At 40.3% G+C, this 23,602-nt stretch carries 18 protein-coding genes, 3 tRNA genes and 3 pseudogenes; 16 read left to right on the top strand and 8 right to left on the bottom strand.

What is annotated here, in order from left to right; all coding sequences use genetic code 11:
* Positions 1 to 334 precede the first annotated feature (334 nt).
* The 4 genes from MUS1_RS13875 to MUS1_RS13890 all read right to left on the bottom strand — a co-directional run bounded on the left by MUS1_RS13875 (position 335) and on the right by MUS1_RS13890 (position 2,361).
* Positions 335 to 411 (bottom strand) — tRNA-Met (locus MUS1_RS13875).
* A gap of 81 nt (positions 412 to 492) precedes the next feature.
* Positions 493 to 569 (bottom strand) — tRNA-Met (locus MUS1_RS13880).
* 75 nt (positions 570 to 644) lie between these two features.
* Positions 645 to 721: transfer RNA gene (locus MUS1_RS13885), tRNA-Met, on the bottom strand.
* 623 nt (positions 722 to 1,344) lie between these two features.
* Positions 1,345 to 2,361 (bottom strand): LacI family DNA-binding transcriptional regulator, encoded by a 1,017-nt coding sequence (locus MUS1_RS13890; protein WP_051436298.1) that lies wholly within the window; start codon positions 2,359 to 2,361, stop codon positions 1,345 to 1,347.
* A 143-nt stretch (positions 2,362 to 2,504) separates the two neighbouring features.
* On the opposite strand from MUS1_RS13890, the gene MUS1_RS13895 reads away from it, so the two are divergent.
* The 10 genes and pseudogenes from MUS1_RS13895 to MUS1_RS16085 all read left to right on the top strand — a co-directional run.
* Positions 2,505 to 3,584, top strand: coding sequence for a sugar ABC transporter substrate-binding protein (locus tag MUS1_RS13895; protein WP_036163528.1), 1,080 nt, complete (start codon positions 2,505 to 2,507; stop codon positions 3,582 to 3,584).
* 68 nt (positions 3,585 to 3,652) lie between these two features.
* Complete coding sequence (locus tag MUS1_RS13900) at positions 3,653 to 5,215, top strand: sugar ABC transporter ATP-binding protein (protein ID WP_211236474.1); 1,563 nt, start codon at positions 3,653 to 3,655, stop codon at positions 5,213 to 5,215.
* The gene (locus MUS1_RS13905; protein WP_036163530.1) at positions 5,208 to 6,173 is read left to right on the top strand and encodes an ABC transporter permease; all 966 of its coding nucleotides are present in this window, start codon (positions 5,208 to 5,210) and stop codon (positions 6,171 to 6,173) included. Before MUS1_RS13900 ends, MUS1_RS13905 begins: the two co-directional genes overlap by 8 nt.
* The gene (locus MUS1_RS13910; protein WP_051436301.1) at positions 6,170 to 7,123 is read left to right on the top strand and encodes an ABC transporter permease; all 954 of its coding nucleotides are present in this window, start codon (positions 6,170 to 6,172) and stop codon (positions 7,121 to 7,123) included. Before MUS1_RS13905 ends, MUS1_RS13910 begins: the two co-directional genes overlap by 4 nt.
* Position 7,124: 1 nt before the next feature.
* Entirely contained in the window at positions 7,125 to 8,066 is a 942-nt protein-coding gene (locus MUS1_RS13915) for an SMP-30/gluconolactonase/LRE family protein (RefSeq protein WP_036163532.1), read from the top strand.
* A gap of 11 nt (positions 8,067 to 8,077) precedes the next feature.
* The gene (gene ltnD / locus MUS1_RS13920) at positions 8,078 to 8,989 is read left to right on the top strand and encodes an L-threonate dehydrogenase (protein WP_036163533.1); all 912 of its coding nucleotides are present in this window, start codon (positions 8,078 to 8,080) and stop codon (positions 8,987 to 8,989) included.
* The gene (otnK, locus tag MUS1_RS13925) at positions 8,983 to 10,233 is read left to right on the top strand and encodes a 3-oxo-tetronate kinase (RefSeq protein ID WP_036163534.1); all 1,251 of its coding nucleotides are present in this window, start codon (positions 8,983 to 8,985) and stop codon (positions 10,231 to 10,233) included. The genes ltnD and otnK overlap by 7 nt, the downstream gene beginning before the upstream one ends.
* Positions 10,230 to 10,877: a 3-oxo-tetronate 4-phosphate decarboxylase gene (gene otnC / locus MUS1_RS13930; RefSeq protein ID WP_036163536.1), complete on the top strand. Its 648-nt coding sequence runs from the start codon at positions 10,230 to 10,232 to the stop codon at positions 10,875 to 10,877. Before otnK ends, otnC begins: the two co-directional genes overlap by 4 nt.
* On the top strand, positions 10,874 to 11,638 hold the full coding sequence (locus MUS1_RS13935) for a hydroxypyruvate isomerase family protein (RefSeq protein WP_036163537.1): 765 nt from the start codon (positions 10,874 to 10,876) through the stop codon (positions 11,636 to 11,638). The genes otnC and MUS1_RS13935 overlap by 4 nt, the downstream gene beginning before the upstream one ends.
* Before the next feature lie 158 nt (positions 11,639 to 11,796).
* Positions 11,797 to 11,929 (top strand): annotated as a pseudogene (locus tag MUS1_RS16085) (transposase); the annotation flags it as partial.
* On the opposite strand, the pseudogene MUS1_RS15970 reads toward MUS1_RS16085, so the two are convergent.
* Positions 11,912 to 12,132: pseudogene (locus MUS1_RS15970) on the bottom strand (transposase); the annotation flags it as partial. The pseudogenes MUS1_RS16085 and MUS1_RS15970 overlap by 18 nt on opposite strands.
* Before the next feature lie 462 nt (positions 12,133 to 12,594).
* On the opposite strand from MUS1_RS15970, the gene MUS1_RS13940 reads away from it, so the two are divergent.
* The 5 genes from MUS1_RS13940 to MUS1_RS13960 all read left to right on the top strand — a co-directional run bounded on the left by MUS1_RS13940 (position 12,595) and on the right by MUS1_RS13960 (position 20,270).
* On the top strand, positions 12,595 to 13,950 hold the full coding sequence (locus MUS1_RS13940) for a lyase family protein (protein WP_051436303.1): 1,356 nt from the start codon (positions 12,595 to 12,597) through the stop codon (positions 13,948 to 13,950).
* A 156-nt stretch (positions 13,951 to 14,106) separates the two neighbouring features.
* Complete coding sequence (locus MUS1_RS13945) at positions 14,107 to 15,609, top strand: aldehyde dehydrogenase family protein (RefSeq protein ID WP_036163538.1); 1,503 nt, start codon at positions 14,107 to 14,109, stop codon at positions 15,607 to 15,609.
* Between the two features lie 292 nt (positions 15,610 to 15,901).
* Positions 15,902 to 16,918 carry an aldo/keto reductase gene (locus tag MUS1_RS13950; protein ID WP_036163540.1) on the top strand — a complete coding sequence of 339 codons (1,017 nt, stop codon included), beginning with the start codon at positions 15,902 to 15,904 and terminating at the stop codon, positions 16,916 to 16,918.
* 362 nt (positions 16,919 to 17,280) lie between these two features.
* Positions 17,281 to 18,621 carry a dimethylsulfonioproprionate lyase DddP gene (gene dddP / locus MUS1_RS13955; protein ID WP_036163542.1) on the top strand — a complete coding sequence of 447 codons (1,341 nt, stop codon included), beginning with the start codon at positions 17,281 to 17,283 and terminating at the stop codon, positions 18,619 to 18,621.
* 80 nt (positions 18,622 to 18,701) lie between these two features.
* Positions 18,702 to 20,270, top strand: a complete 1,569-nt coding sequence (locus tag MUS1_RS13960; RefSeq protein ID WP_051436306.1) for a BCCT family transporter — start codon at positions 18,702 to 18,704, stop codon at positions 20,268 to 20,270.
* A 173-nt stretch (positions 20,271 to 20,443) separates the two neighbouring features.
* On the opposite strand, the gene MUS1_RS13965 is transcribed toward MUS1_RS13960, so the two are convergent.
* Entirely contained in the window at positions 20,444 to 21,313 is an 870-nt protein-coding gene (locus MUS1_RS13965; RefSeq protein ID WP_036163543.1) for a LysR family transcriptional regulator, read from the bottom strand.
* Between the two features lie 213 nt (positions 21,314 to 21,526).
* On the opposite strand from MUS1_RS13965, the pseudogene MUS1_RS13970 reads away from it, so the two are divergent.
* Positions 21,527 to 22,423, top strand: a pseudogene (locus tag MUS1_RS13970) (IS5 family transposase).
* Between the two features lie 149 nt (positions 22,424 to 22,572).
* On the opposite strand, the gene MUS1_RS13975 reads toward MUS1_RS13970, so the two are convergent.
* Both MUS1_RS13975 and MUS1_RS13980 read right to left on the bottom strand, forming a co-directional pair.
* Positions 22,573 to 23,250 (bottom strand): HNH endonuclease family protein, encoded by a 678-nt coding sequence (locus tag MUS1_RS13975; RefSeq protein WP_051436308.1) that lies wholly within the window; start codon positions 23,248 to 23,250, stop codon positions 22,573 to 22,575.
* Positions 23,251 to 23,356: 106 nt separating this feature from the next.
* Positions 23,357 to 23,584, bottom strand: coding sequence for a YdaS family helix-turn-helix protein (locus MUS1_RS13980; RefSeq protein WP_036163544.1), 228 nt, complete (start codon positions 23,582 to 23,584; stop codon positions 23,357 to 23,359).
* Positions 23,585 to 23,602: the final 18 nt, after the last annotated feature.

The following is a 23,602-nucleotide window of genomic DNA, read 5'->3' on the forward strand; positions in this document are numbered from 1 at the left end:
TTGGTCACAGATTCGCCACATTGAATTTTATGACCGTTCTGCCTTTTTTTGCTGCGGATTTAGAAAAGGTTTAAAAATGATGACATTTATTATCAGAAGGAAGAATTAAATCAACCAGATAGTTGAATCAAGTGCGTACAAGTAAATAAATGAATATATGATTCGAATAATTTACGGCCAAAACACGACTAAATTCAATTGTAATAATGAAAGTAAAGTACTGATATAAAAGGATATTTTTTAAGATTTAATCTGAAATGGTTGCGGGAGCACTTTTCTTAACTAAAGAGTGAACCTACGACTTGTGGAATTGGTTTTTGAATTTTACTAGAAATGGTTGCGGGAGCAGGATTCGAACCTACGACCTTCGGGTTATGAGCCCGACGAGCTACCAGACTGCTCCATCCCGCGACATGATAAGTTATTGATATATATAACTTATTTTTAGAAATGTAAGATAAGACATTGTGACCAAACTAGACTTATTATAGTTGGTTGCGGGAGCAGGATTCGAACCTACGACCTTCGGGTTATGAGCCCGACGAGCTACCAGACTGCTCCATCCCGCGACATACTAAGCTATTGATATAGTTTAGATTTTTATCTTTTTTAACATTGAATTGTTGTGACCAAATTAACATGTATGGTTGCGGGAGCCGGATTCGAACCAACGACCTTCGGGTTATGAGCCCGACGAGCTACCAGACTGCTCCATCCCGCGACAAATTAATTTTCTATATATCACTAACAATTTCATTCGATTAGTTGGTTGCGGGAGCCGGATTCGAACCTTCGGGTTATGAGGATCATGTTGATAGCCAACTTTATTTTACCTTAAATCACAATTGGAATTTTTATTTTGATAATGCTTTTAAAACAATAACTTAAATTTTCAATGATTTCACAAAATTTCATTTCAAGCAGAAATCAAAACAGAAAAATGAAATTTTTAATTTTTTTATGGAGAGCAACGGTCACAAATATAGCTATATATCACCTACCCTCATTAAGCTATTGAGAGTGCTTCGGGTAGTAAAAAGAGGTTAGGCACCCCAGAAAATGTAACTACATCCACTGCGGCGTTTAAGATGACTTATCAACCGGGAGTTTACGAAGGGTACCTATTATTGGAGCAAGAACAGGACTAAAGAGTAATCTGACATAAAAGATGCTGTGACCCAAACAATGACTGTTGAAGTTCTACAATATAGAGCAATAGTGAATAAATCAGGCACATAACACTCACTAAAGTTGGCGACTGTGTTTTTCGTTACTTATTGAACAGTACAGTATTGCGGTAAGCCAAAACGCAGGCTTATTATGTGAATATTTTGATAAAGGGCCCTAGCATGTATCCCCCTTTATCAATTCAAAGCCTACATCGATACAAGACTCACCTTCAGGATAACTAGCCAGGCTTGGATCTACTAAATAATTACCAGCTTTCCAGCCCATCTCATACCTAGGAGTGCGTACTGTAGTTAACTGAATAGGAAATGCATCTAAGAAAGGAAGACCGTTAAACCCAGCCAAAGCTATATCCTCCGGAGTTCTAATTCCATTAGAGATACAATACATTAACCCCCCTGCAGCTAAATCATCATTAGCATAATAAATAGCATCTGGTTTATCGCTCGATTGAAGTATTTTCTCAGTAACACTTAACCCACCAGCTAATGAAGATGGCAATGTGCTAATTTCGGTCGAAATTAAAGTTGCTTCAGCTTCATTTAAAGCCTCTATGAACCCCTCAAAACGCTTAAGAGCTCTTAAGTCTCTCCCTCCTTGACTCCCTACATATATAAAGCGTCTGTGCCCTTTTGATAACATATATTCTGCTGTTTTTTTGCCAGCATCTTTATGAGACAAGCCGAAAGCAATTGAAATAGGCGTACTTTCAACATCCATAATTTCTGCGACACGGATTCCAGAAGAAATAATTGCTTTACGCGTCGCCTCAGAATGCTCTATACCTGCTAACACAATGCCATAGGGTCTCCAAGACAGTAGGTCTTGAACGAGTTTTTCTTCAGACTCTTGTGAGTATTCAGTCACACCAAAGACAGGTCTAAAACCATGAATAGTAACTGCGTCAGTAATTCCTGTTAAGACATCAGTAAATACAGAGTTAGCAAGAGATGGGAGCACTACAGCAATTAAGTGAGTATTTTCAGACCGTAAACCATAGGCCAATCGATTTTGTACATATCCAATTTCTTGAGCTGCAGCTTCCACTTTCAGCTTAACGTCCTCTGATACATAGCCTTTACCACTTATAGCGCGTGATACAGTCATCTGACTTACTCCCGCACGATGCGCCACATCAACCATTGTAGGGCGTGCATTTTTTTTTATTTTCACTCGAGTCTAGTCCTTTTCATTTGAAAATTTGACTAAAAAATAGTCTCACCTCTTGACTTATATTAACGTAAACATTAAAAATGTCTCTGTGTTAACGTAAACATAAGCATAAAAATAAACCATACGCACAGTGAGAATTCAAAATGAAAAAACTATTACTTGGTTTGTCTATAGCGACAATTGCCACCTCAAGCGCTTTCGCAGAAACATATCATCCTGAATGTTTTGTACCTGCTCCTGGAACAAGCATCATCGAAAAATCAGCCAAAGAAGGTCCCTACAAAATTGCCTTCGTAAACGGTTTTGCTGGAAATGATTGGCGTATTGCAGCTATCCAAGCTTCAAAAGCATGGGCTGCACGTCCAGAAAATGCCGCAAACATTGAAAAGTTCACCGTAGTTTCCGTAGGGAATGATAGCTCAGCTCAAATTGCTGCCATCGATAATTTCATTGCTGCAGGTTATGACGCTATTACATTTATAGCAGTCAATCCAACAGCATTTGAGCCTGTAATTCGAAGAGCAGAAAGAGCTGGAACGGTTTTAGTGCCATTCGATAACGTATTAGATTCAGATAAAATAGTTCAGATTAATGAAAGTCAGTTTGCTCTAGGTAAACTAAAAGCTCAGACAGTGATGGATGAGTTGGGTGGCACTGCGAAAAAAATATTAATGGTAAATGGCTTGCCTGGTAATGCAACAGACAGGGATCGCCGGCTTGGAATGATGAGCGTGCTTGAAAAAGTCGATGGCTTAGATATAGTTGAAGTTGTTGGTAATTGGGATACTGGTACAAGTCAAAAAGTAGTTGCCGACGCATTAGCAACTCATGGTCAGTTTGACGCGGTTGTATCACAGCACGGCTCAGCTGGAACAATTAATGCTTTGCAAGCAGCAAATCATCCGATTGTACCGATGGGGGTTGATGGTGAGAATGGTGTTCGTATGCTAATGGCTGACCTCAAGATTCCAGGCGTATCTGCGGCACAAGCACCTGCAATGTCTGCAGTTGCATTAGAAGCTGCTGTTTCTTTACTACAAGGACATTCACTCCCACAAACTGTTTACTTACCTATCCCTCAAGTAAAATCTAAAAACCTTCAGGCTGGCGTAAATTATTTCCCTGATCTACCTAAATCCTTCAATACTGGAACTGGTTTCCCTAGTTGCTTTAAACCCTTCTCACCTCAAGAACTACTTGGTCAAAGTATCGATAACACTTGAGATAAGTTAATGCGTAGCAGCGATATTAAAAAAGCTGCTACGCATTAAATGTGCCTGATACGTAATCAATGATTACTCAAATTCTGCTCTCGCATTTAAAAGAAGTAGGTTTCAATATGGTTTTATCCTCTACTCCAGTAGTACGCCTTTCTGGTGTAAGCAAAACTTATGGTTCAACAAAAGCTCTTACTGAGGTGGACTTTTCCTGTTTTAGTGGTGAAGTACATGCAATTCTGGGGGAAAACGGCGCAGGCAAATCAACACTAATCAAGTTGATTGCAGGCGTTGTTCAACCTACGGAAGGCAAGATAACTGTTAACGGTAAAGAGTTAGTATTAAAGAATCCATCTATAGCTACGTCTCACGGCTTAGTTTGTATGTTTCAAGAATTATCATTAGTTCCAGACCTGTCCGTTCGAGAAAATATAATGCTTGGGGCTCCAGGAACAGGATTTGGTTGGTTAAACTCAAAGGTTGTTCCTCAAGCAGAATCAATTCTAGAACAGATTGATGGTGCGCATATACGAATGAGTATGCGAGTCGCCGATTTAACTTTGGCTGAGCGTCAGCAGGTTGAAATTGCTAAAGCTTTAACACGAAACCCAAAGCTCCTTATTCTAGATGAATCAACTTCTGCTCTTAATTCTTCTGTCGTAGAAAAAGTATTTAAACTCATTAGAAAGCAGCGTGAACTTGGCGTTGGCGTTCTATTCATTTCACACCGGTTCCATGAAATAGAAGCTCTTGCGGACCGAATTTCAATTTTTCGTAATGGTCAATATGTCGAAACCTTTGATAATGGAGCTTTCGACTATGGCTATATTATTAGCAGAATGGTAGGTCAACGCATTGACGATATTTTCCCACCAAAGAAAGTTTTTAATACTGAAGCTGAAGAAGTATTAAAGCTAGATTCCTATAGCTGGAAAGGTGGATTCAACAATGTATCAATCACTCTGCGTCAGGGTCAAATAACAGGCTTTGGGGGATTAGATGGTCAAGGACAAAATGAAGTTTTATTGGGGCTGTTTGGTTTACTGAAAAACACCGCAGGTGAGATACAAATTGCTGGTCATTCCGTAAAGATCACACATCCGAAACAGGCTAAGGCACCTGACTTAGGTATTGCCCTAGTACCAGAAGATAGAAAGACTGAGGGCCTGGTACTGGAACAGAGCATTGCTCGTAATCTAGAGTTATCAGCCCTTGGAACTAAAGGAGTTAATGCATTAGATCCAACCATTTATCAAACTTTCTTAGAAGCACTTGAGCTTAAATGTAATAGCTTAGACCAACCAGTTTCTCAACTATCTGGTGGTAATCAACAAAAGGTCGCATTAGCAAAATGGCTAGCTCTTAACCCCCGTTGCCTTTTATTGGCAGACCCTACTAGGGGGATTGACGTAAAAACTAAGACTCAGATATACGCCCTATTACGGCGGCTCGCAGACAGTGGAATAGCAGTATTGTTGTTATCTACTGATTTTGAGGAATTGATTCACCTTTGTGATGACGCCCATATTTTTTATGACGGAGAAATTGTATCTCATCTAAAAGGGTCTGAACTGACAGCCGAAAATATTATAGCGGCATCATTAAACATTCAAACAGGGGGTGAAGTTCATGGGTGATATTTGGCGTTCAAATCAACGTGAGGTAATCGCAGTTATTGTACTAGCAATACTGCTAACACTCTATTTCTCAACTCATCCAAGCGGGCCAACAACTTATGTCATGACTATCTGGGCGAATCAGTGTTTGATTCTAGGTTTAGCTGCAATCGCTCAATTTTTTGCAGTAATTGTTCGCGGTATTGACCTGTCCGTTGGGGCAGTGATGGCTTTAACTAACTGCATAGCATCATATCTGATAATTGGCACTGGCCTAGAAGTAGCAGGTGGCATCTTAGTTGTTTTAGCGGTCGGGATCACCTGCGGCTTAATCAACGGTATGCTCGTTGTGTTTGGCCGGATTCAGCCTATCGTTGCAACACTTGCTACAGGTAGTTTATTCCTCGGTATAGCCTTACTACTTAGACCAACTCCAGGTGGTTCAATTGATTACGATATATCTGATGTTATGACATTAGATATATTCGGTATTCCAACTACTCTCATTTTTGCACTTGGAATAATTACTTTCTTTTGGCTGCCGTTAAGAAAAACTGGATTAGGTACTGGGCTATACGCTGTTGGCTCTTCTGAACAAGCAGCGTATCAGTCTGGTATTTCTGTTGAAAAAGTACGATTGGCATCATTCGCTTTAGGAGGATTCTTTGCTGCTTTAGCTGGACTATTCTTTAGCTTTGTAACCACTACTGGTGATGCAGGAATAGGACCTAATTTCACCCTAAATTCCATTGCAGCAGTTGTATTAGGTGGAGTTTTACTACGAGGAGGAATAGGCACTTTAACAGGGGCTCTTGCTGGTGCTTTCATCTTAAAAACTATCAGTTCGTTAATGTTCTTTTCAGGTTTACCTCCACTAGCCCAACCTCTTCTTGAAGGGCTTATTCTTGCTGGCGCTATAGCGATTGGTGGAGCTGACGTATTACGAGTTAAGAATCGATTGGAGGTTTTTGGAAAATGAATAATTTTAAACGATTAATTCCTGATATCGATGTACTTGTTCCATATATAGGGACACTACTACTTATTATTACTGGTAGTGTTATTTACCCTCAAATTTTAGGTGTTGATTATCTAGCTCAACAGTTACAAATCGCTGCTTTTTTAGGGCTTCTAGCCCTTGGTGCAACTATTGTAATTTTGTTAGGACACATAGATCTTTCTATAGCTTGGGTTCTTACTGGCTCTGCAATTATTTCAACAGCATTGGTTGGTACCGGTGATCCAATTCTATCAATGCTATCTATTCCTATTGCGCTTATATTTGGTGCAGGTATTGGCATAATAAACGGTCTAGGTGTAGCTGTTTTACGAATACCATCAATGGTTTGGACTCTATCGGTCAATTCTATGTTGTTGGGAATATCAGTTGTCTTAACTGGTGGGTTCAACCCCAAAGGTGAAGCCAGCGACATTATGGTGGCCCTAGCAACAAGCCAAATTTCAGGCTTACCTTTGGCCTTTATAATTTGGATGCTGGTCACTGCAGCATTAGTGTTACTACTCAAGAAAACAAGCTTTGGCCGCTACCTTTCTTCCGTTGGTTACAATGAAAAAGCCACATTATTATCTGGGGTTTCAACACCTTCTGTAATTATCGCAGCTTTTTCTATTGCAGGAATTTGCTCTGCTATGGGTGGTGTTCTACTAGCTGGCTATGCTAATCAAGCATATCAATCCATGGGAGATCCGTTCTTGCTACCAACCATTGCTGCTGTTGTTATTGGAGGCACTTCAATTCTTGGTGGACGTGGCAGCATTGCAGGAACAGTAGGTGGCGTACTCTTTATTACTCTTCTTAATTCCATTCTCTCAGTAATGCAAATTTCAGATGCATGGCGAAGCATCATCTTTGGCCTAATCATTATTACCATGTTGCTCTTTCAATCATTAAGAAAGAAGAGGACTTAAAATGAATCCTTATTATGAAACATTTGACCCTATTTTTAATGAATTAATTAATACCAAAATACAACCAGAGTTAATTGCTAAAGGCTTTACATGGACAGAGGGACCGGTTTGGCTAAACGGACAACTTTACTTCAATGACATCCCCGCAAAGAGAATGATGAAATGGAGTGATAGTAAAGGACTTTCAGTCGCTCTTAATAATAATGAATTTGCAAATGGAAACACTCTAGATCTAGAGGGACATATGATCTCCTGTGAACATGGAGGCAGACGAGTAATACGTAGGCTTAACCCTGAAAATACTTCGACGATTGAAGTTATAGCAGACAATTATAAAGGCAAAAAATTAAACTCACCTAATGATGTAATTGTAAGATCTGATGGTTCCATTTGGTTTACTGACCCGCCTTATGGAATCAATTCTAATGTCGAAGGGTACCCAGCTGAAAGTGAGATTGGTACTAACAATGTCTACTGTCTATTACCTGACGGCTCATTAGTCGTCGTTGCAACTGATTTCGACAAACCTAATGGTCTAGCATTTTCACCAGATGAATCACGCCTATATATAGCAGATTCCGGAGCAATTCGCGGTGCTAGCTTTCCTGATATCGATTACGAACGGCCACATCATATTCGAGTCTTCGACGTTACAGGAACAACCTTAAGTAATGGACGTGTATTTTCTGTTATAGAGCCAGGAATACCAGATGGTTTTCGCATTGATCAAGAAGGCCGAGTGTGGACAAGCGCATTAGATGGCATTCGCTGTTTAGATTCAACAGGTCGATGCTTAGGGAAAATTCATTTACCAAAACAAACATCTAACCTTTGTTTTGGAGGGGCTCAAGGTACAGAAATGTATATAACCTCATCAGATAGTGTCTGGAGAGTTCGTACTACTGTCAAAGACGCAGCTCATTTTCATTTAAAAAATAATTAAGAGAACTTACTATGCAAAATAAGAAAACAGTCGCTGTAATAGGTTTAGGATCAATGGGCTATGGTATTGCTCAATCTCTACTTCGTGCGGGTCACAATACTTATGGATACGATATAAACCCTGAAACAGTTTCCCGCTTTCAATTAGAAGGTGGCTCAAAAGGAAACCTTAAAGATGTGGCCTCTACATTTGATTCTGTAGTAGTCGTTGTTTTAAATTCTGAACAAACTGAAACTGTTCTATTTGATAATAAAATTGGAGTTGTTGACCAGCTAAAAGCTGGCTGTGTTATTTTATCCTGCGCTACAGTCGCACCTGAGTTTGCACAGAAAATGGAGCTTGAATGCCAGAAAAGAGATGTACACTATCTGGACTCTCCTATTTCAGGAGGATCTAAGAAAGCTGCGAATGGACAGCTAAGTATTATGGCTTCTGGCACACCTAAAGCATTTTCTGCAGCTCGCCCAGTACTAGACGCAACAGCTTCCACAGTCTTTGAGCTAGGAGATAAAGCCGGAGCAGGGTCAGCAATGAAAGCTGTAAACCAGTTACTAGCAGGCGTCCATATTGCCGCAATGGCAGAAGCTATTACCTTTGGTATTACTCAAGGCGTTTCACCAAATAAGTTTGTAGAAGTCATTAGTAAATGTGCAGGAACATCATGGATGCTAGAAAATCGTGCACCGCATATTGCTTCAGGTGACTATACCCCCCACTCTTCTGTAAATATTTGGCCTAAAGACTTAGGAATCGTGTTGGAAATTGCAAAGTCTGCAAAATTCTCCGCTCCATTAACAGCTGCGGCTATGCAACAATTTTTAGCTGCCTCAGGTTCAGGCTTAGGTGATGAAGATGATGCTGCAGTAGCAAAAGTGTATGCGCGCAATTCAGGATTAACTCTTCCAGGAGAAAAAAAATGCTAATTGGTTGCATAGGTGATGATTTTACAGGCTCATCTGATCTAGCTAACACGCTATCTAAACAAGGTATGAAAACCGTTCAATACACAGGTGTTCCTACTGATTCATCTTCAAAAGATATTGAAGCTGGAGTAATAGCATTAAAATCTAGATCAATTGATTCAGCTGAAGCAGTACAACAATCTCTAGAGGCTCTTTCTTGGTTAAAAGAACAAGGATGTGAACAGTTCTTTTTCAAATATTGCTCAACGTTCGATTCAACTGAGGAAGGGAATATAGGTCCAGTCATTGATGCCTTGGCCAAGGAGCTTAATGCTTATAAGGTAATTATTTGCCCCGCATTTCCAGGTACTGGTCGATCGATTTACCAAGGACATTTATTTGTTCACGATGCTTTATTAAATGAAAGTGGAATGCAATCACATCCACTTACACCTATGACGGACCCAGATATTCGTAGGTGGTTAAAGAAGCAAACCCAAAATAATGTAGGCCATATTGCCGCCAACATTGTCCTATCAGGCTCAGAAAAAATTAAAACAGCATTACAAGATCAGCATGAAAAAGGGAATCGTCTTATTGTAGTCGATGCACTTACAGATTCTGACCTTTACGAAATAGGTGCTGCTGCAGACAAGTTACCACTTATAACTGGAGGTTCAGGAGTTGCTATAGGCTTACCTGCCAACTTCTCTAGACAAGGAAAAATTGGTAAAGAAAGAACTCCTTGGAAGGGGGAATCAGGAAAATGCATTGCTTTATCTGGTTCATGTTCAAAAGCAACTCGAGAACAAGTCACTATTCACTGTAAACATAATCCTTCATATGAAATTGATGCAAGTGATGTTATTCAAGGTAAGCTGCTAGCAAAAAATATTGTTGAATGGGCTCTAAATAGCTCTGGAATTCCTATAATTTTTAGCTCAGCAGACCCAATTAAGGTCAAACAGATCCAAGATAGTTTTGGTCAGGAAAGATCTGCTTTTGCATTGGAAGAATTCTTTGCTGAACTAGCTCGGCAGTTTGTTGAAGCAGGAATCACTAAAATATTAACGGCAGGTGGTGAAACTTCAGGTGCAGTAGTTGAAGGCTTAAAGCTAAACACTCTAGAAATAGGACCTGAAATTGATCCTGGGGTTCCAGCATTGAGAGCTGGAGAGTCTCTCGTTGTAGCACTTAAATCAGGCAACTTCGGGGCGCCAGATTACTTTGAAAAAGCAGCTGCTATTCTTGGAGGAAAAATATGAAAGAGTCAGAACTAAGAGAGTTAATTTGCACTTTAGCAAAATCAATGTTTGATAGAGGTTTAACTTCTGGCTCTTCTGGAAATATCTCAGCTAGGACAGAAGATGGAGGTTTATTGGTCTCACCAACTGGCACTAGTTTTGGTCGTTTAGACCCTGGTCGCCTATCACGATTTGATAACAAAGGTAACTTGATAAATGGGGACAAGCCAACTAAAGAAATCTCATTGCACTCTGCTTTTTACGATACAAGAAGTACTGCGGGAGCAGTAGTTCATCTACATTCTTGTCACTCAGTTGCTTTATCAATGATGCCAGATGCCAATGAGGATGACTTTCTTCCTCCTCTCACTCCTTATGGAATTATGAAATTAGGAAAAGTTAAGTTACTCCCATATTTTCGACCGGGTGATCCTGCAATGGGTGAAGCTGTTAGAGGACTTGCCGGCAAACGAAGTGCAATTATGTTAGCCAATCACGGCCCAGTTGTTGCAGCTAAAGATGTGGAAGCAGCCTGTTTTGCGATTGAAGAACTTGAAGACACAGCTAGATTAGCAATGCTAATGCAAAGCTTTAATCCTCGTATGTTATCAAATGATCAAGTAAAAGACTTAATTACAACCTTTGATGTGGAGTGGGATGTATGACAAAGTTTTCAGCTAACCTTGGATTCTTGTGGAGTGAACTCCCATTACCCTCAGCTATATATGCTGCAAAGAGTGCGGGGTTTGATGCTGTAGAGTGTCATTGGCCTTATGACTATTCTCCTTTAGAAGTAAAAAACGCTTTAAATGCTACAGGCCTAAAAATGTTAGGTATTAACACTCGACGTGGAGTCCTTCAAAAGGGAGAAAATGGATTATCAGCGCTTCCCGAAAGGGAAACTGAAGCACGTGCAGCTATAGATGAAGCAATAAACTATGCAAGAGAAATTGGAGCTAGTTCTGTTCATGTTATGGCTGGATTCGCTAAAGGGGAAAAAGCACACAATATTTTCATTAGTAACTTGAAATACGCTTGTAAGCACGCGAAAAAAAGTAACATTACAATACTAATAGAACCATTAAATGAATATGATGCCCCACACTATTTCTTATCTAGTACTGATCAAGCTAGATCAATCATTGAAGAGGTTAATTCTGAGAATCTTAAGTTAATGTTTGACTGCTATCATGTACAACTTCTGGAAGGAGATCTAACTAATAAATTAAAAGAACTAATGCCAATCATAGGGCATATTCAATTTGCATCGGTACCAGATAGAGCCGAACCATTTATGGGAGAAATAAATTATAGGTATATATTTAGCTTAATATCTGAATTAGGTTTTTCAAGCCCTCTTGGAGCTGAATATAAACCTAGTACGGAAATGGAAGAAAGTTTGAAGTGGCTACGACTTCACACATAAAAGATAACTTATAAGCTACGAGGCCTCTAGCCTTCTAGAGGCCTCGTTATGTGGGTGACTAGCATGTGACTTTCTAACACCCCAACAACCTAATTGGACTTCCCAGACTTTACTAGACACTCATTAACGTTAAAATCTAGTTAATCAAGAGGTGTTTTATGAAGTCCAAACGGTACCCCGAAAAATTTAAAAGAGAAGCCGTTAAACAATGGTTATTCTGTTGCTGAAGTCGCTCAACGACTCGATAAGACCACTCACAGTCTATATGCCTGGATTACTCATGTTGTACCAATGTTGCATGCAGTGAATACGGAACATGGTTGAGAGTGGGTAAGGTCTTCTGCCATTGCCTGCTTTAGGATAAAAAGGCTCAATAACCGCTTCTAGTTGATCCCAAGGCATCAACTCATTCATGCGAGAAAGGAAAATTTATTTACGTTTTTACGGCGTTTGTTGTTGAACTCGCTGTCGGCAAAAGTGAGTTGGTGTGACATGGTTGAGGCTCGAAGACTTAAAAAGAGATTGTCTCATGAGAGGGGCTTATTCGCATGTTCCTTAGCTGTTTATCTGCATCTAAAGGGGAGTTATTTTGAGTAAACTCACCACGCTGCTCATCTAAATACTACTTTTCCATCGAGCAGAGGCTGTTGTTCCAGCTCCCGATATGTCCATAATCTGCTGGTTAAAATAGTGCTCTTCCACCATCAATCTAGCGTATTCACATTTTTGTTTGGCGTGTAATTTAGTCATGTTTTTCGGGGTGTAATAGTCATGGTCTACTTCCTATATTTTAGTGAGTTATAGGCTATAGGACCTTCTAGAATCATTAGGTCATTACAAAAAGTGTTAATTTTAGCATGAGTTTATGTAATGCATCTATACTATAAACTCGATTGCCCCTCATTCCACTATGCTTTTTGATAGCAGCAACTAAATGCTTCAAAGAGATGGATGAAATGACTTCCTTGACAATTGAATATCGCGTTGAAAACGACCTTATTGGCTCCCTTAAAGTACCGGCCAATGCCCTATATGGTATTCAAACTCAAAGGGCCATTGAACTTTACCCCGTTAATGGTGAAAAGCGTTTAAGCGATTATCCACAATTAATAAAGGGTATGCTTAGGGTTAAAAAGATTGCAGCACAAGTAAACCTTAATATTGGTGAATTAGAACCACTGCTTGCCCAAGGGATTTTAAAAGTCATAAATGAGTTGTTACTCGGATTACCCCTAGATCAGTTTCCTATTCATGCATGTCATGGGGGGGGAGGGATCTCCACTAATATGAATATCAATGAAGTAATAGCAAACAAGGTTAATCGCGATTTTTTTTCTAGTGCCTTAGGTCATTACACGCCTCTACATCCTAATGATCATATTAACCTCAACAACTCCACCAGCGATGCACAAACAACCGCCTGCCATTTTGCTGTGATTGAGCAATGGCAAACCTTAGAAGCTAGTATCGATGCGCTCACTAATGAATTCAAAACTCAAGGTAAAAAATGGCAATATGAGCAAAAAATTGCCCGCACTTGTCTACAAGATGCAGTTGAAATGAGTTTTTCAGATCTATTTAGTGGTTATCAAAGCTTGATAGAAAGAAATAAAAATCGTTTAGAGCAAGATATTTCAGAGCTGTATCAGATCAACCTTGGGGGCAATATCATAGGCCGCAAAGGAGATTGCTCCGATGCCTTTTTCGAACAGATTATCGATCAGGTTAATGATGAAATGTGCTCTCAGCTGTTTCGTCATAATGACAATTTATTTGATGCCTCACAAAACCATGATGATCTTATTTCTATTGCCAATCGTTTAGATCTATTTGCCCGTGGTCTTATGAAAATAGCCAAAGACTTTCGGCTCATGTCATCTGGCCCAGAAACAGGCTTCGGTGAACTCAGTATCCCTGCCGTGCAGCCTGGTTCATCCGCTATGCCGGGCAAAGTTAATCCGACTATTCCGGAATATCTAGTGCAATGTTGCATGCAAGTCTGCGGCCGTTGTTACTCCATTCAAATGACCCAAGACCATGGAGAACTCGACCTTAATGTTTGGCAATCCATCGTAATTCATAACCTACTAGATGTCATGACCTGTTTAGAAAATGGTATCAAGGCTTTCACCCAACACTGTCTTGCCAATGTTCGACCTAACAGCGAACGAAATGAGTACAACATTAACACCCTGATTCCCACATTAATTCGACTCAAAAAAGAAAAAGGTTATACCTATGCGTCAGACATTTTCAAACAAAGTCAAGGTGATATCGCATTCATCAGGAAACACTTAATAATCAAAACATAAACAATTTGGCACCCTGCATTCATCGAGCGTATGAGTTTTTGCGATAGCAGTATTCACAAATCTCAATTGTGCGTTTTAAACAAAGTTTCTAAGCTTGAAACATCAAGTTTGACTAACCACCTACAATCAAATTAAAAATAAAATCAGGATAATAAAATGACAACACAAACGATAATTCCACTTGCTTGGGCAAAAGATTGGTTAACACAACCTAAAAACCAATACATCAATGGTGAATGGGTTAAAGGTGAAAATTTGAATTGGGATCTGAAAAACCCAGCTAATGGCGAAAGCTTATGTCAAATTCCCCTTGCCAGCAGCCAGCAGGTGGAGGCGACAGCCGTTATTGCGAACCAACATCATGAAGCAGGCACTTGGAGCAAGGTTAGCCGGACCGAACGTGCAAACCTTTTAAGAGCGATTGCTACCTTGATCCGTAACAATGTGGAAAAACTTGCCCTATTGGAAACTCTGCCTAACGGGAAACTGTTCAGTGAATCCATGACAGATGATATTCCGACCTGTGCCGATATTTTTGATTATTATGCGGGGTGGACTGATAAGTACTATGGCGAAACATCCCCGGTAGATAAAGGCTTTCTAAACTACACCCTAAAAGAGCCAATTGGTGTTTGTGCTCTTATCGCTCCTTGGAACTTCCCCCTATATCAAGCCAGCTTAAAAATCGCACCTGCGTTGGCGATGGGTAACATTGTTATTATCAAACCGTCTGAGTACACGCCATTAACAACTGTCTTCTTGATGGAGTTAATTGATGAAGCACTTAATATTCCAGCAGGTGTGATCAACATGTTGCTGACAGATGGTGCTAGCGCGAATCAACTTACCCTAAGTCACAATGTACATAAGGTTTCATTTACAGGTAGTACTGATATTGGCCGTAGAATTGTCCAAAACTCGGGTCAATCTAATCTTAAATCAACCACTCTTGAGCTAGGCGGTAAATCCCCTTGTATCTTCTTTGAAGATGCACCTGATCTTGATGGTGCTATCGATCGAGCCTTTACGGTGATGTTTTCACACAAAGGCGAAAAATGTTCTGAGCCAACACGTTTTATTATTCACTCTAATATTTATGATTATGTGCTGGACAAACTGATTACCAAGGCTGAAGCGATAAAGTGCGGCAACCCATTGTCTGCTGATGTTGACCAAGGACCACAATGTAATGAAGTCCAATTCAATAAGATCATGGAATATATCAAAATAGGCAAAAGCGAAGCACGCTTAGTAACTGGCGGTTATGCGGACACAGAAGGTGAAAATGCTAAAGGCTACTTTATTAGACCGACTATTTTTGCAGACGTAGCGCCCGACGCCCGCATTGCTCAAGAAGAAATTTTTGGTCCAGTATTAAGCTGTATTCGTTTTGATACCACAGAAGAGGCCATCTCCATTGCCAATGGTACCGAATATGGCCTTGCAGCAGGACTTTACACCGCCAATGTTTCTCGCGCTCACAAAGTCGCAGAGCAGCTGGATTCCGGCATGCTCTTTATCAACCGTTATGGTTGTTACGGCTTAGCAGCACCTTTTGGCGGTTTCAAGCAAAGTGGTTGGGGTAAAGAAATGGCCATCCATTCTCTATCCTCTTACACCAAAACCAAGGGGGTCTGGGTCTATTACGGTGATGCATAAACTCGATTATCTCTAATTCCCAGTCAAGCGCTCTTCGGAGCGCTTTTTTTGTCCAAAAAACATAAATAAACCATATAGTTCTACATTTCAAAACCACATTACCTGAACTCATGCGGAAGTGAAATTTAGTGATTTTTCAAGACATTTAAGCTAGTTCATTCTTAGCTTGTGGATACAAATACTAAATCAGAATCTTAAATCCATCTTTTTCAAGTTCTATTAATTAAAACAAATTTACCCATTAGATCAGGAGCCTTAAAAAAATAAGAAGGCACCTTATTAGGAGTTAACTATGCAATACGTCCGTCTTGGCCAGTCTGGCCTAAAAGTCTCTCGTCTTTGTCTTGGCACCATGAATATGGGCTCAAAAGATTGGAAACCTTGGATCTTTAATGAAAAAGAAAGTGAGCCAATCATTCGCCATGCGCTTGATCAAGGCGTTAACTTTATTGATCTTGCTGACTTTTATTCCATCGGTGCTGGCGAAGAGGTTGTTTGTAACGTACTCAATCGCATTGGTCGTCGTGATAATTTAGTCATCACTACCAAGGTCGGTTATGCAATGAGTGATGATATCAATGCACAAGGTCATTCACGTAAAAATATTTTTAATGCCATCGATGCATCACTCGCACGTATGGGCATGGATTATGTGGACATTTATATGTTGCATTATTTTGATACTGATACACCAGTAGAAGAAACCATGGGTGCATTGAATGATATCGTTCTAGCGGGTAAAGCGCGCTATATCGGCATCTCTACCATGACAACTGGCCAATTAGCCAAGATCCTTATGGTCTGTGATCAGAACAGCTGGCAGCGTCCGATTAATATGCAGCTTCAACTTAACTGTGCTTACAGAGAAGAAGAACGTGAAATGTTACCTTTCTGCCAAGATCAAGGTATAGGCGTTTCCGTTTTTAGTCCACTAGCGCGCGGTATTTTAACCAGTGATTTACAGTCCACGCGTAACAAAACCGATTTTTTCACAGCTGAAATGTACAATGATGAGGCTTCTCGCAATATTGCTCACTCTGTCGCTAAAGTTGCAGATGCCCGTGGTTGTTTACCGGCGCAAGTGGCACAAGCTTGGGTACTAAATAAGCCAGAAGTCACTTCTATGTTAGTAGGTGCTGATACCACAGAGCAATTTGATAGCGCTGTAGCGGCTCTTGAAATGCAGCTTACTCCAGAAGAGACGTACGAACTGGAGCGTAACTATACCCCTTGTGACCTAATCAATGATTACACATCAGGAAAGCGAACATCGAGATTTTCTCGTCCGGCTAAAGAACCGTTTGCCTAAACGTTTTTAATCTGGTTAAGACAAAAAAAACATTCTCATTCTTTGCTTTCGATCCTTAAAGTAAAAGTCTTTTTACCCCGCTATGCGGGGTTTTTTTCGTTTTAAAAAATCTCGAATCATTCTCTCCACCCCCTTTTTTCAAATCTCGATATAACACCTATCTAGATAAATTATCTATATTTTTCTAGCTATTACATTAATTCATACCAGTATGTTTATAAGTGCCTTTTTAGACTCGCGCATAGCTGGGATATTAGTAAATCATATCATCATAAAAGCCACCCTCCCCCTAAAGGGTAAGTGATTTTAGACAGTGCTTGTGATGCTTTTTTTCACTCAATAATAAAAATGAAGGTAATGTAATGAACAGGTCACCTTACTCAATTGGAAGCTCAAATCGTAAAATTGACCCTAGTCGCCGTCGAGGTGAGTTTAAACCAGACGGTTCCCTTAATGATAACGATCGTGTTGAGATCGGCCCTACTGACCTAGCATTTAATGAATGGCAAACCTTGGGACTCACCGCACCTAATCTAACTCGTATGCGAGAATACCGACTAGAGCGCATTGTGAACGAACTCAATAAAAGAGAGTTAGCAGGCATATTATTATTTGACCCGCTAAATATTCGTTATGCCACTGACTCTACTAACATGCAGTTATGGATTACGCACAACCACGCCCGTGCTTGTTTCGTTTCTGCTGCTGGACATGTCATTCTTTGGGATTTCCATAACTGTGACCACCTTTCAGCTCACTTACCTTTAGTCAAAGAAGTTCGCGGTGGCGCTTCCTTTTTCTATTTCGAAACCGGCGATCGCACCACAGAGCATGCCAGACACTTTGCCAAAGAAATTGAATCCATCTTGCTTGAGCATGGTGGCAAAGACAAACGTTTAGCAGTTGATAAAATTGAAATTGCTGGGCTTCGAGAGCTGGATAAACTAGGCATAGAATTATTTGATGGCCAGGAAGTCATGGAACATGCCCGTGCAATCAAATGCGAAGATGAAATAAACGCTATGCGCTGCTCTATAGCATCGACTGAAATTGCCATGGCAAAGATGCAACAAGCTTGCACGCCAGGTGCCACCGAAAATGATATCTGGTCAGTTCTACATGCGGAAAACATTAAACGTGGCGGAGAATGGATCGAGTGTCGTATCCTAGCCTCTGGCCCTCGTACCAACCCTTGGTTTCAAGAATGTGGTCCTAGGGTTGTGCAAAATGGCGAATTACTCGCTTTCGATACAGACTTGATTGGCCCTTATGGTATTTGTGCTGATATTTCCCGGACTTGGTTAATTGGTGATGCCGACCCAACCCTAGAACAAAAACGCTTATATCGAGTCGCCTATGAGCACATCCAACACAATATGGACATCCTACGCCCAGGCATGAGCTTTGAAGAAGTCACTCAAGCAGGTATATTACTGCCCGAAGAATTTCGAGCCCAGCGCTATGGAGTAATGATGCATGGAGTAGGACTTTGTGATGAATACCCTTCAATACGTTATCCAGAAGACTTAAAAGGCCATGGTTATAGTGGTGTCTTAGAACCTGGCATGGCACTTTGTGTTGAGGCCTATGTCGGTGCAGTAGGTGGTAAAGAGGGTGTAAAACTAGAAGACCAAATCGTCATAACAGAGAATGGCGTTGAGAATTTAACCACCTACCCATTTGAAGAGAGGTTACTGTCATAAACAAGAAAATCATCAAGAGCGCTGGTATCTAAGCAGCGCGTTAAAATCACCTTATCAATCTATATGCAAGGTCACCCAAAATGAGACTTATTGATTCAAATAATAATAACAATGAAGCGGCGAGCACAGCGTCTAGTAATAAACTTCGTGTCGCCGCTATTTCTTCTACCATCCTAAGTTTACTTGTTTTTTTTGTACTTATCATGCCAGACAACACCGCAGCATTTGTGAAGGAATTGCAACACCTTATCGCAGTGAAATTCGGTTGGTTCTATATGCTAAGTGTGACGGGGTTTTTAGTGCTACTGATTTACTGCGGCCTAAGCAAAGTCGGCAGACTGCGTCTCGGTAAGGACGATGAACAACCAGAATTTAGTACCTTTTCGTGGGCAGCAATGCTGTTCTCCACGGGTATGGGTATCGGCCTTGTGTTTTTTGGTGTTGCAGAGCCTGTTATGCATTACCTTGCACCCCCTATTGTCGAGGCAAACTCAACACAAGCCATGGAAGGGGCAATGACGATTACCTTTTTCCATTGGGGTTTTAACGCTTGGGCTATTTATGCTACTGTTGCCTTGGTTATCTCTTATGCCGCTTATCGTAAAAACCTGCCTGTCGAGATGCGTTCTGCTCTTTATCCATTAATCGGTAAGAAAATCTATGGCCCCATTGGTGATTTTGTTGATGTTTTTGCCGTATTAGCGACCGTAATAGGTATCGTTACACCACTTGGCTTTGGTGTTATGCAAATCAACGCTGGCTTAAATTACTTGTTTGATGTGCCAAAAGGGATAACTACTCAAATCATATTGATTTTCGCCATTGGTATCGTTACATGTTTATCCTTACTACTTGGCTTGAAAAAAGGTATTAAAACCCTGTCGGTTATTAATATCAATATCGCTATTGGCTTGATGATATTTGTACTACTTGCAGGTAATACATCAACTGTATTGAATGCCACAGTAACCAGCGTTGGTGCCTACCTTAGTAATATCGTTCCCTTAACATTTGATACCTATTCACAAACTAATCCAGGCTGGTTTGAAGGCTGGACTCTATTTTACTGGGCTTGGTGGATCGCTTTTGCTGCGCCAACAGGTGTCTTCATAGCACGAATTTCACGTGGCCGTACCATTCGCGAATTTGTACTGGGTGTACTTATTATCCCCGTCGCCTTCTCGTTCGTATGGCTTTCTGTATTTGGCATCACGGCGCTAGATATGATTCATAATCAAGGTATCACTGAACTTGCTACTGCGGTATCGGCGGACTCCTCAACTGCTCTATTCAAGTTCTTTGAGTTATTTTCGGGCGGAAAAATCATCAGCTACCTGGCCTTGTTTTCCATCTTTGTCTTCTTTATTACAACAGCAGACTCAGGCACCCTCGTAATTAATATCTTAACGTCAGAGTACGGTGATCAAGCACCGGCATGGCAGCGCATCTTTTGGGTTGTCGCGGTATCTACTATCACAGCCCTATTATTGTTAGTCGGCGGTATGGGCGCGATACAAGCAGTCTTAATTATTCTTGGATTCCCATTCGCCATTATTATTTCAATAATGTGTATTGGCCTTATAAAAGCGCTATTAGCGGAATCTGCGTTAGGAAATACTGCGAAAGAGAAAGAAGTAACTGTACCTTGACCTTATTGAGAAACTCATAATAGGTATCCTATTCATACTAAAGAAAGATACACATTTACTCAGTTAAAGAAGATTTAAACGCCTTCTTTAACTGAGTAAATATCCATGTCAGGATTTTAAGATTTAAAGAGAGTGTGCACGCAAAAGGCAGATTAATTAGGGTTAACGCAATACTAAAATTCCTGCTGACGTAACCAATCAGTGAAGTAAATCACCTTAGAAATTCCTTGTTTTTCAGTCGGTATATCTAGCCAATAGCCATAAGGGCCGCTAATTTCAATCTCACTAAACCTTACAAGTTCCTTCTTCCTCAATTCATCTGTAATCATATGTTTTTCGATAACGGCAAATCCAGCCCCCCCTTTTAAAGCACTAATCACTTGATCTAAGGTACTAAAAGCCGTGCCACTCTCTGCATTCACTTGATCTGCAAGCCCAGCAGCCTTTAGCCAATTATGCCAAACAGGTAATCTTCGGCCATCATGAATAATATGCAGCAAATTACTACTTTCTTTTTCTAAGTGCGCAGCTCGTTTTAACATTTCGGGTAGACAAACAGGAACATGTTCTTCGAGAAACAGCAGCTCACTTAAGTGTCTTGGTTTTGCAGTATTACCAAATCGCACTTCGCAATCAAAAATAACCTGATCCGTAGGTCGTTCATATATAGTCAATTCTATTTGTTTATAATTCAGTCGAAAATCTGACAAACGCCTCGCTAACCATCTTGTAGCTAAGGTAGGTGGTACTAATATATTGAGTTTCTGACGCTGATTTGGATCACGAATTTCTGTAATAGCACTTTCCATGAGATTAAATGACAAATGCAAACTTTGTAATAACTGTTGGCCTGCATCAGTCAGTTTCAATTGATGATGAAGTCTTATAAAAAGTGGGACCCCAAGATAGTCTTCAAGCTGTTTTATTTGGCGACTAACTGCCCCTTGGGTGACATTTAAGTGCTTTGCTGTCAGGGTGAAACTAAGTTGTTTAGCGGCAGTGTCAAAAACACGAAGCGCGGTAAGAGAAGGCAATGATCGCATAAACTTAAACTCTAATTTGTTATTTTAATAAGCGACAAAAACACGCTCTAATAAGTAATATAGTATACGCATAATATTAGGGAAGATAGAAACAAGTCTGCCCCATGAAGCAATTTATTTTTAGTTTTCAAGCCTATCCATGCCACAACTAAGGAACATGCGAATAAGCCCCTCTCATGAGACAATCTCTTTTTTAGTCTTCGAGTCTCAACTATGTCACACCAACTCACTTTTGCCGACAGCGAGTTCAACAACAAACGCCGTAAAACACGTAAGGAAATTTTCCTTTCTCGCATGAATGAGTTGATGCCTTGGGATCAACTTGAAGCGGTTATTGAGCCGTTTCATCCTAAACCTGGGCGTGATAGAAGACCTTATCAGCTATCAACAATGTTCCGCATTCGCTGCATGCAACATTGGTACAACATGAGTGATCCAGCGATGGAGGATACCTTGTATGAGATCACGTCCATTCGCTTATTTGCTGACTTATCGTTAGATAACCCAATTCCTGATCACACCACATCATGAATTCCAGACACTTATTAGAGAAACACAAACTCTCGCGCTAGCTTTTTAAAGAAGTGAACAGATGGCTGTCTGATGCAGGCATTTACCTCAAAGAAGGCACCAAACTCAAAAAGGTAAGCAGTAGCTCTTTGGCTTAAAAGCCCATATTGGTGTTGACGCTAGAACGGGGTTAACTCACAGCGTGAGTACAACGGCGCCAACGTTCATGACATCACGGAAACAGCGAAACTTTTTCATGGCTAAGAATGCTTTATCTCGGCGGATTCAAGTTATCGAGGCGCTCAAAAACGAGAAGAGCTAAAAGACATCAAAGCGGATTGGTTGATTGCTGAAATGCCAAGCAAGGTGCGTCTTCTCAAGAAACATACAAGAATAAACAAGCAACCTATCCGAACGGAATACATAAAATCCAGTATCAGAGCAAAAGTAGAGCACCCGTTTCGGATCATTAAGCGTCAGTTTGGTTTTAGGAAAATCGTCTATCGCGACTTAGAGAAAAATGATAACAAACTGGCGATGCTGTTTGCTTTAGCCAATGTGTTTAGAATTGACCAGATGATACGAGCTACAAGGGGTTAATCCGTTTAAAAGCCCGTCAACAAGACTGAATGAGCTTGTTTAAGGGCTAAAAGTAATGAAATGGGTGACATTTTTTGTTTTTTAGCCGAGTTAGAAACACTGGCTACTGTTCAACTTCTTAATCGCAGTTTCTCTAGTTAAATATAAATTTAATCATTAAGATCGTATTTTAAAACAATCCTTTTGAAGCGTAATTTATACTGCTCAACATTTTTTGGTGGTAGCCATTCATTAGGGCCCTTTGCACCTTTAGATCGATTTAAAGACGCTTCTACCGCCACCAAGTTAATCGGATCATTTGCAAATTTTTGACGCGTTTGCTTATCCCAAAACCTTGCGCCGTGATCCCAAGCCCATTTGAGTGGCACGATGTGATCGATGTCTACTTTCGACGCATCAAAAAGTACTTTTCCTGAATACATTGAAATCCATCGACCTGAGATCACTCTACATTCTTTATCATCAGAGTATTGAACCCTATTAGTCGACATTGAGATCAATATTTCTTGACGTGTGTTCTGGCAATCTCTGTCTACATCATCCCATCCATGACCAAACTGGCCTCGGCTGTATTTTGAATTATTCTCTTTCATTGATTTTTGTGGTTTAACCGCTGATGATGCAGTTTGACTTTTTGGTAATCGGCCACCGCTGGATATACATTCTTGCAGTGTATCAAAGGCGGTAAAATTTTTTGTTCTTGAATAAAATTCTGTGTTTGGCTGATGGCAAATTAAGGATTTAGACTTCTTTATTGGCTCATCTGCCAGTACAAGCTGCGAGGCACAGAAAAAGAAGATTATAGGTAATAGTTTTAAAAACAGCATAATATAATGACTTTCTTGTATTCGTTATGAAGGTTTTGCGGTTAAAGGTATAGTATTATGCAACCAATCATATTGAATGATCCAATACGTAACTCGGAATCAACAACTATGGCGCATTCTTATTTGGCTTTGATGAATTAACTTCATGGTCCATTAGCAACTCACACACTGTGACGGCATTATTTGTTAAATGGGATATTCTTCGTATGTATTTTGCAGGTGCACGATTGTGAACGTTGATCCAGTTCCAGACATGTGCCTGTCTAATTCCGAGCGAGTTAGCAAGCTTGGTTTGAGTACCAATAATTTTTGCTGCTCTTAAAATAGCAGTCATAACAAACCCGCTTAAAAG

Source organism: Marinomonas ushuaiensis DSM 15871 (assembly GCF_000521805.1).
GTDB lineage: Bacteria > Pseudomonadota > Gammaproteobacteria > Pseudomonadales > Marinomonadaceae > Marinomonas > Marinomonas ushuaiensis.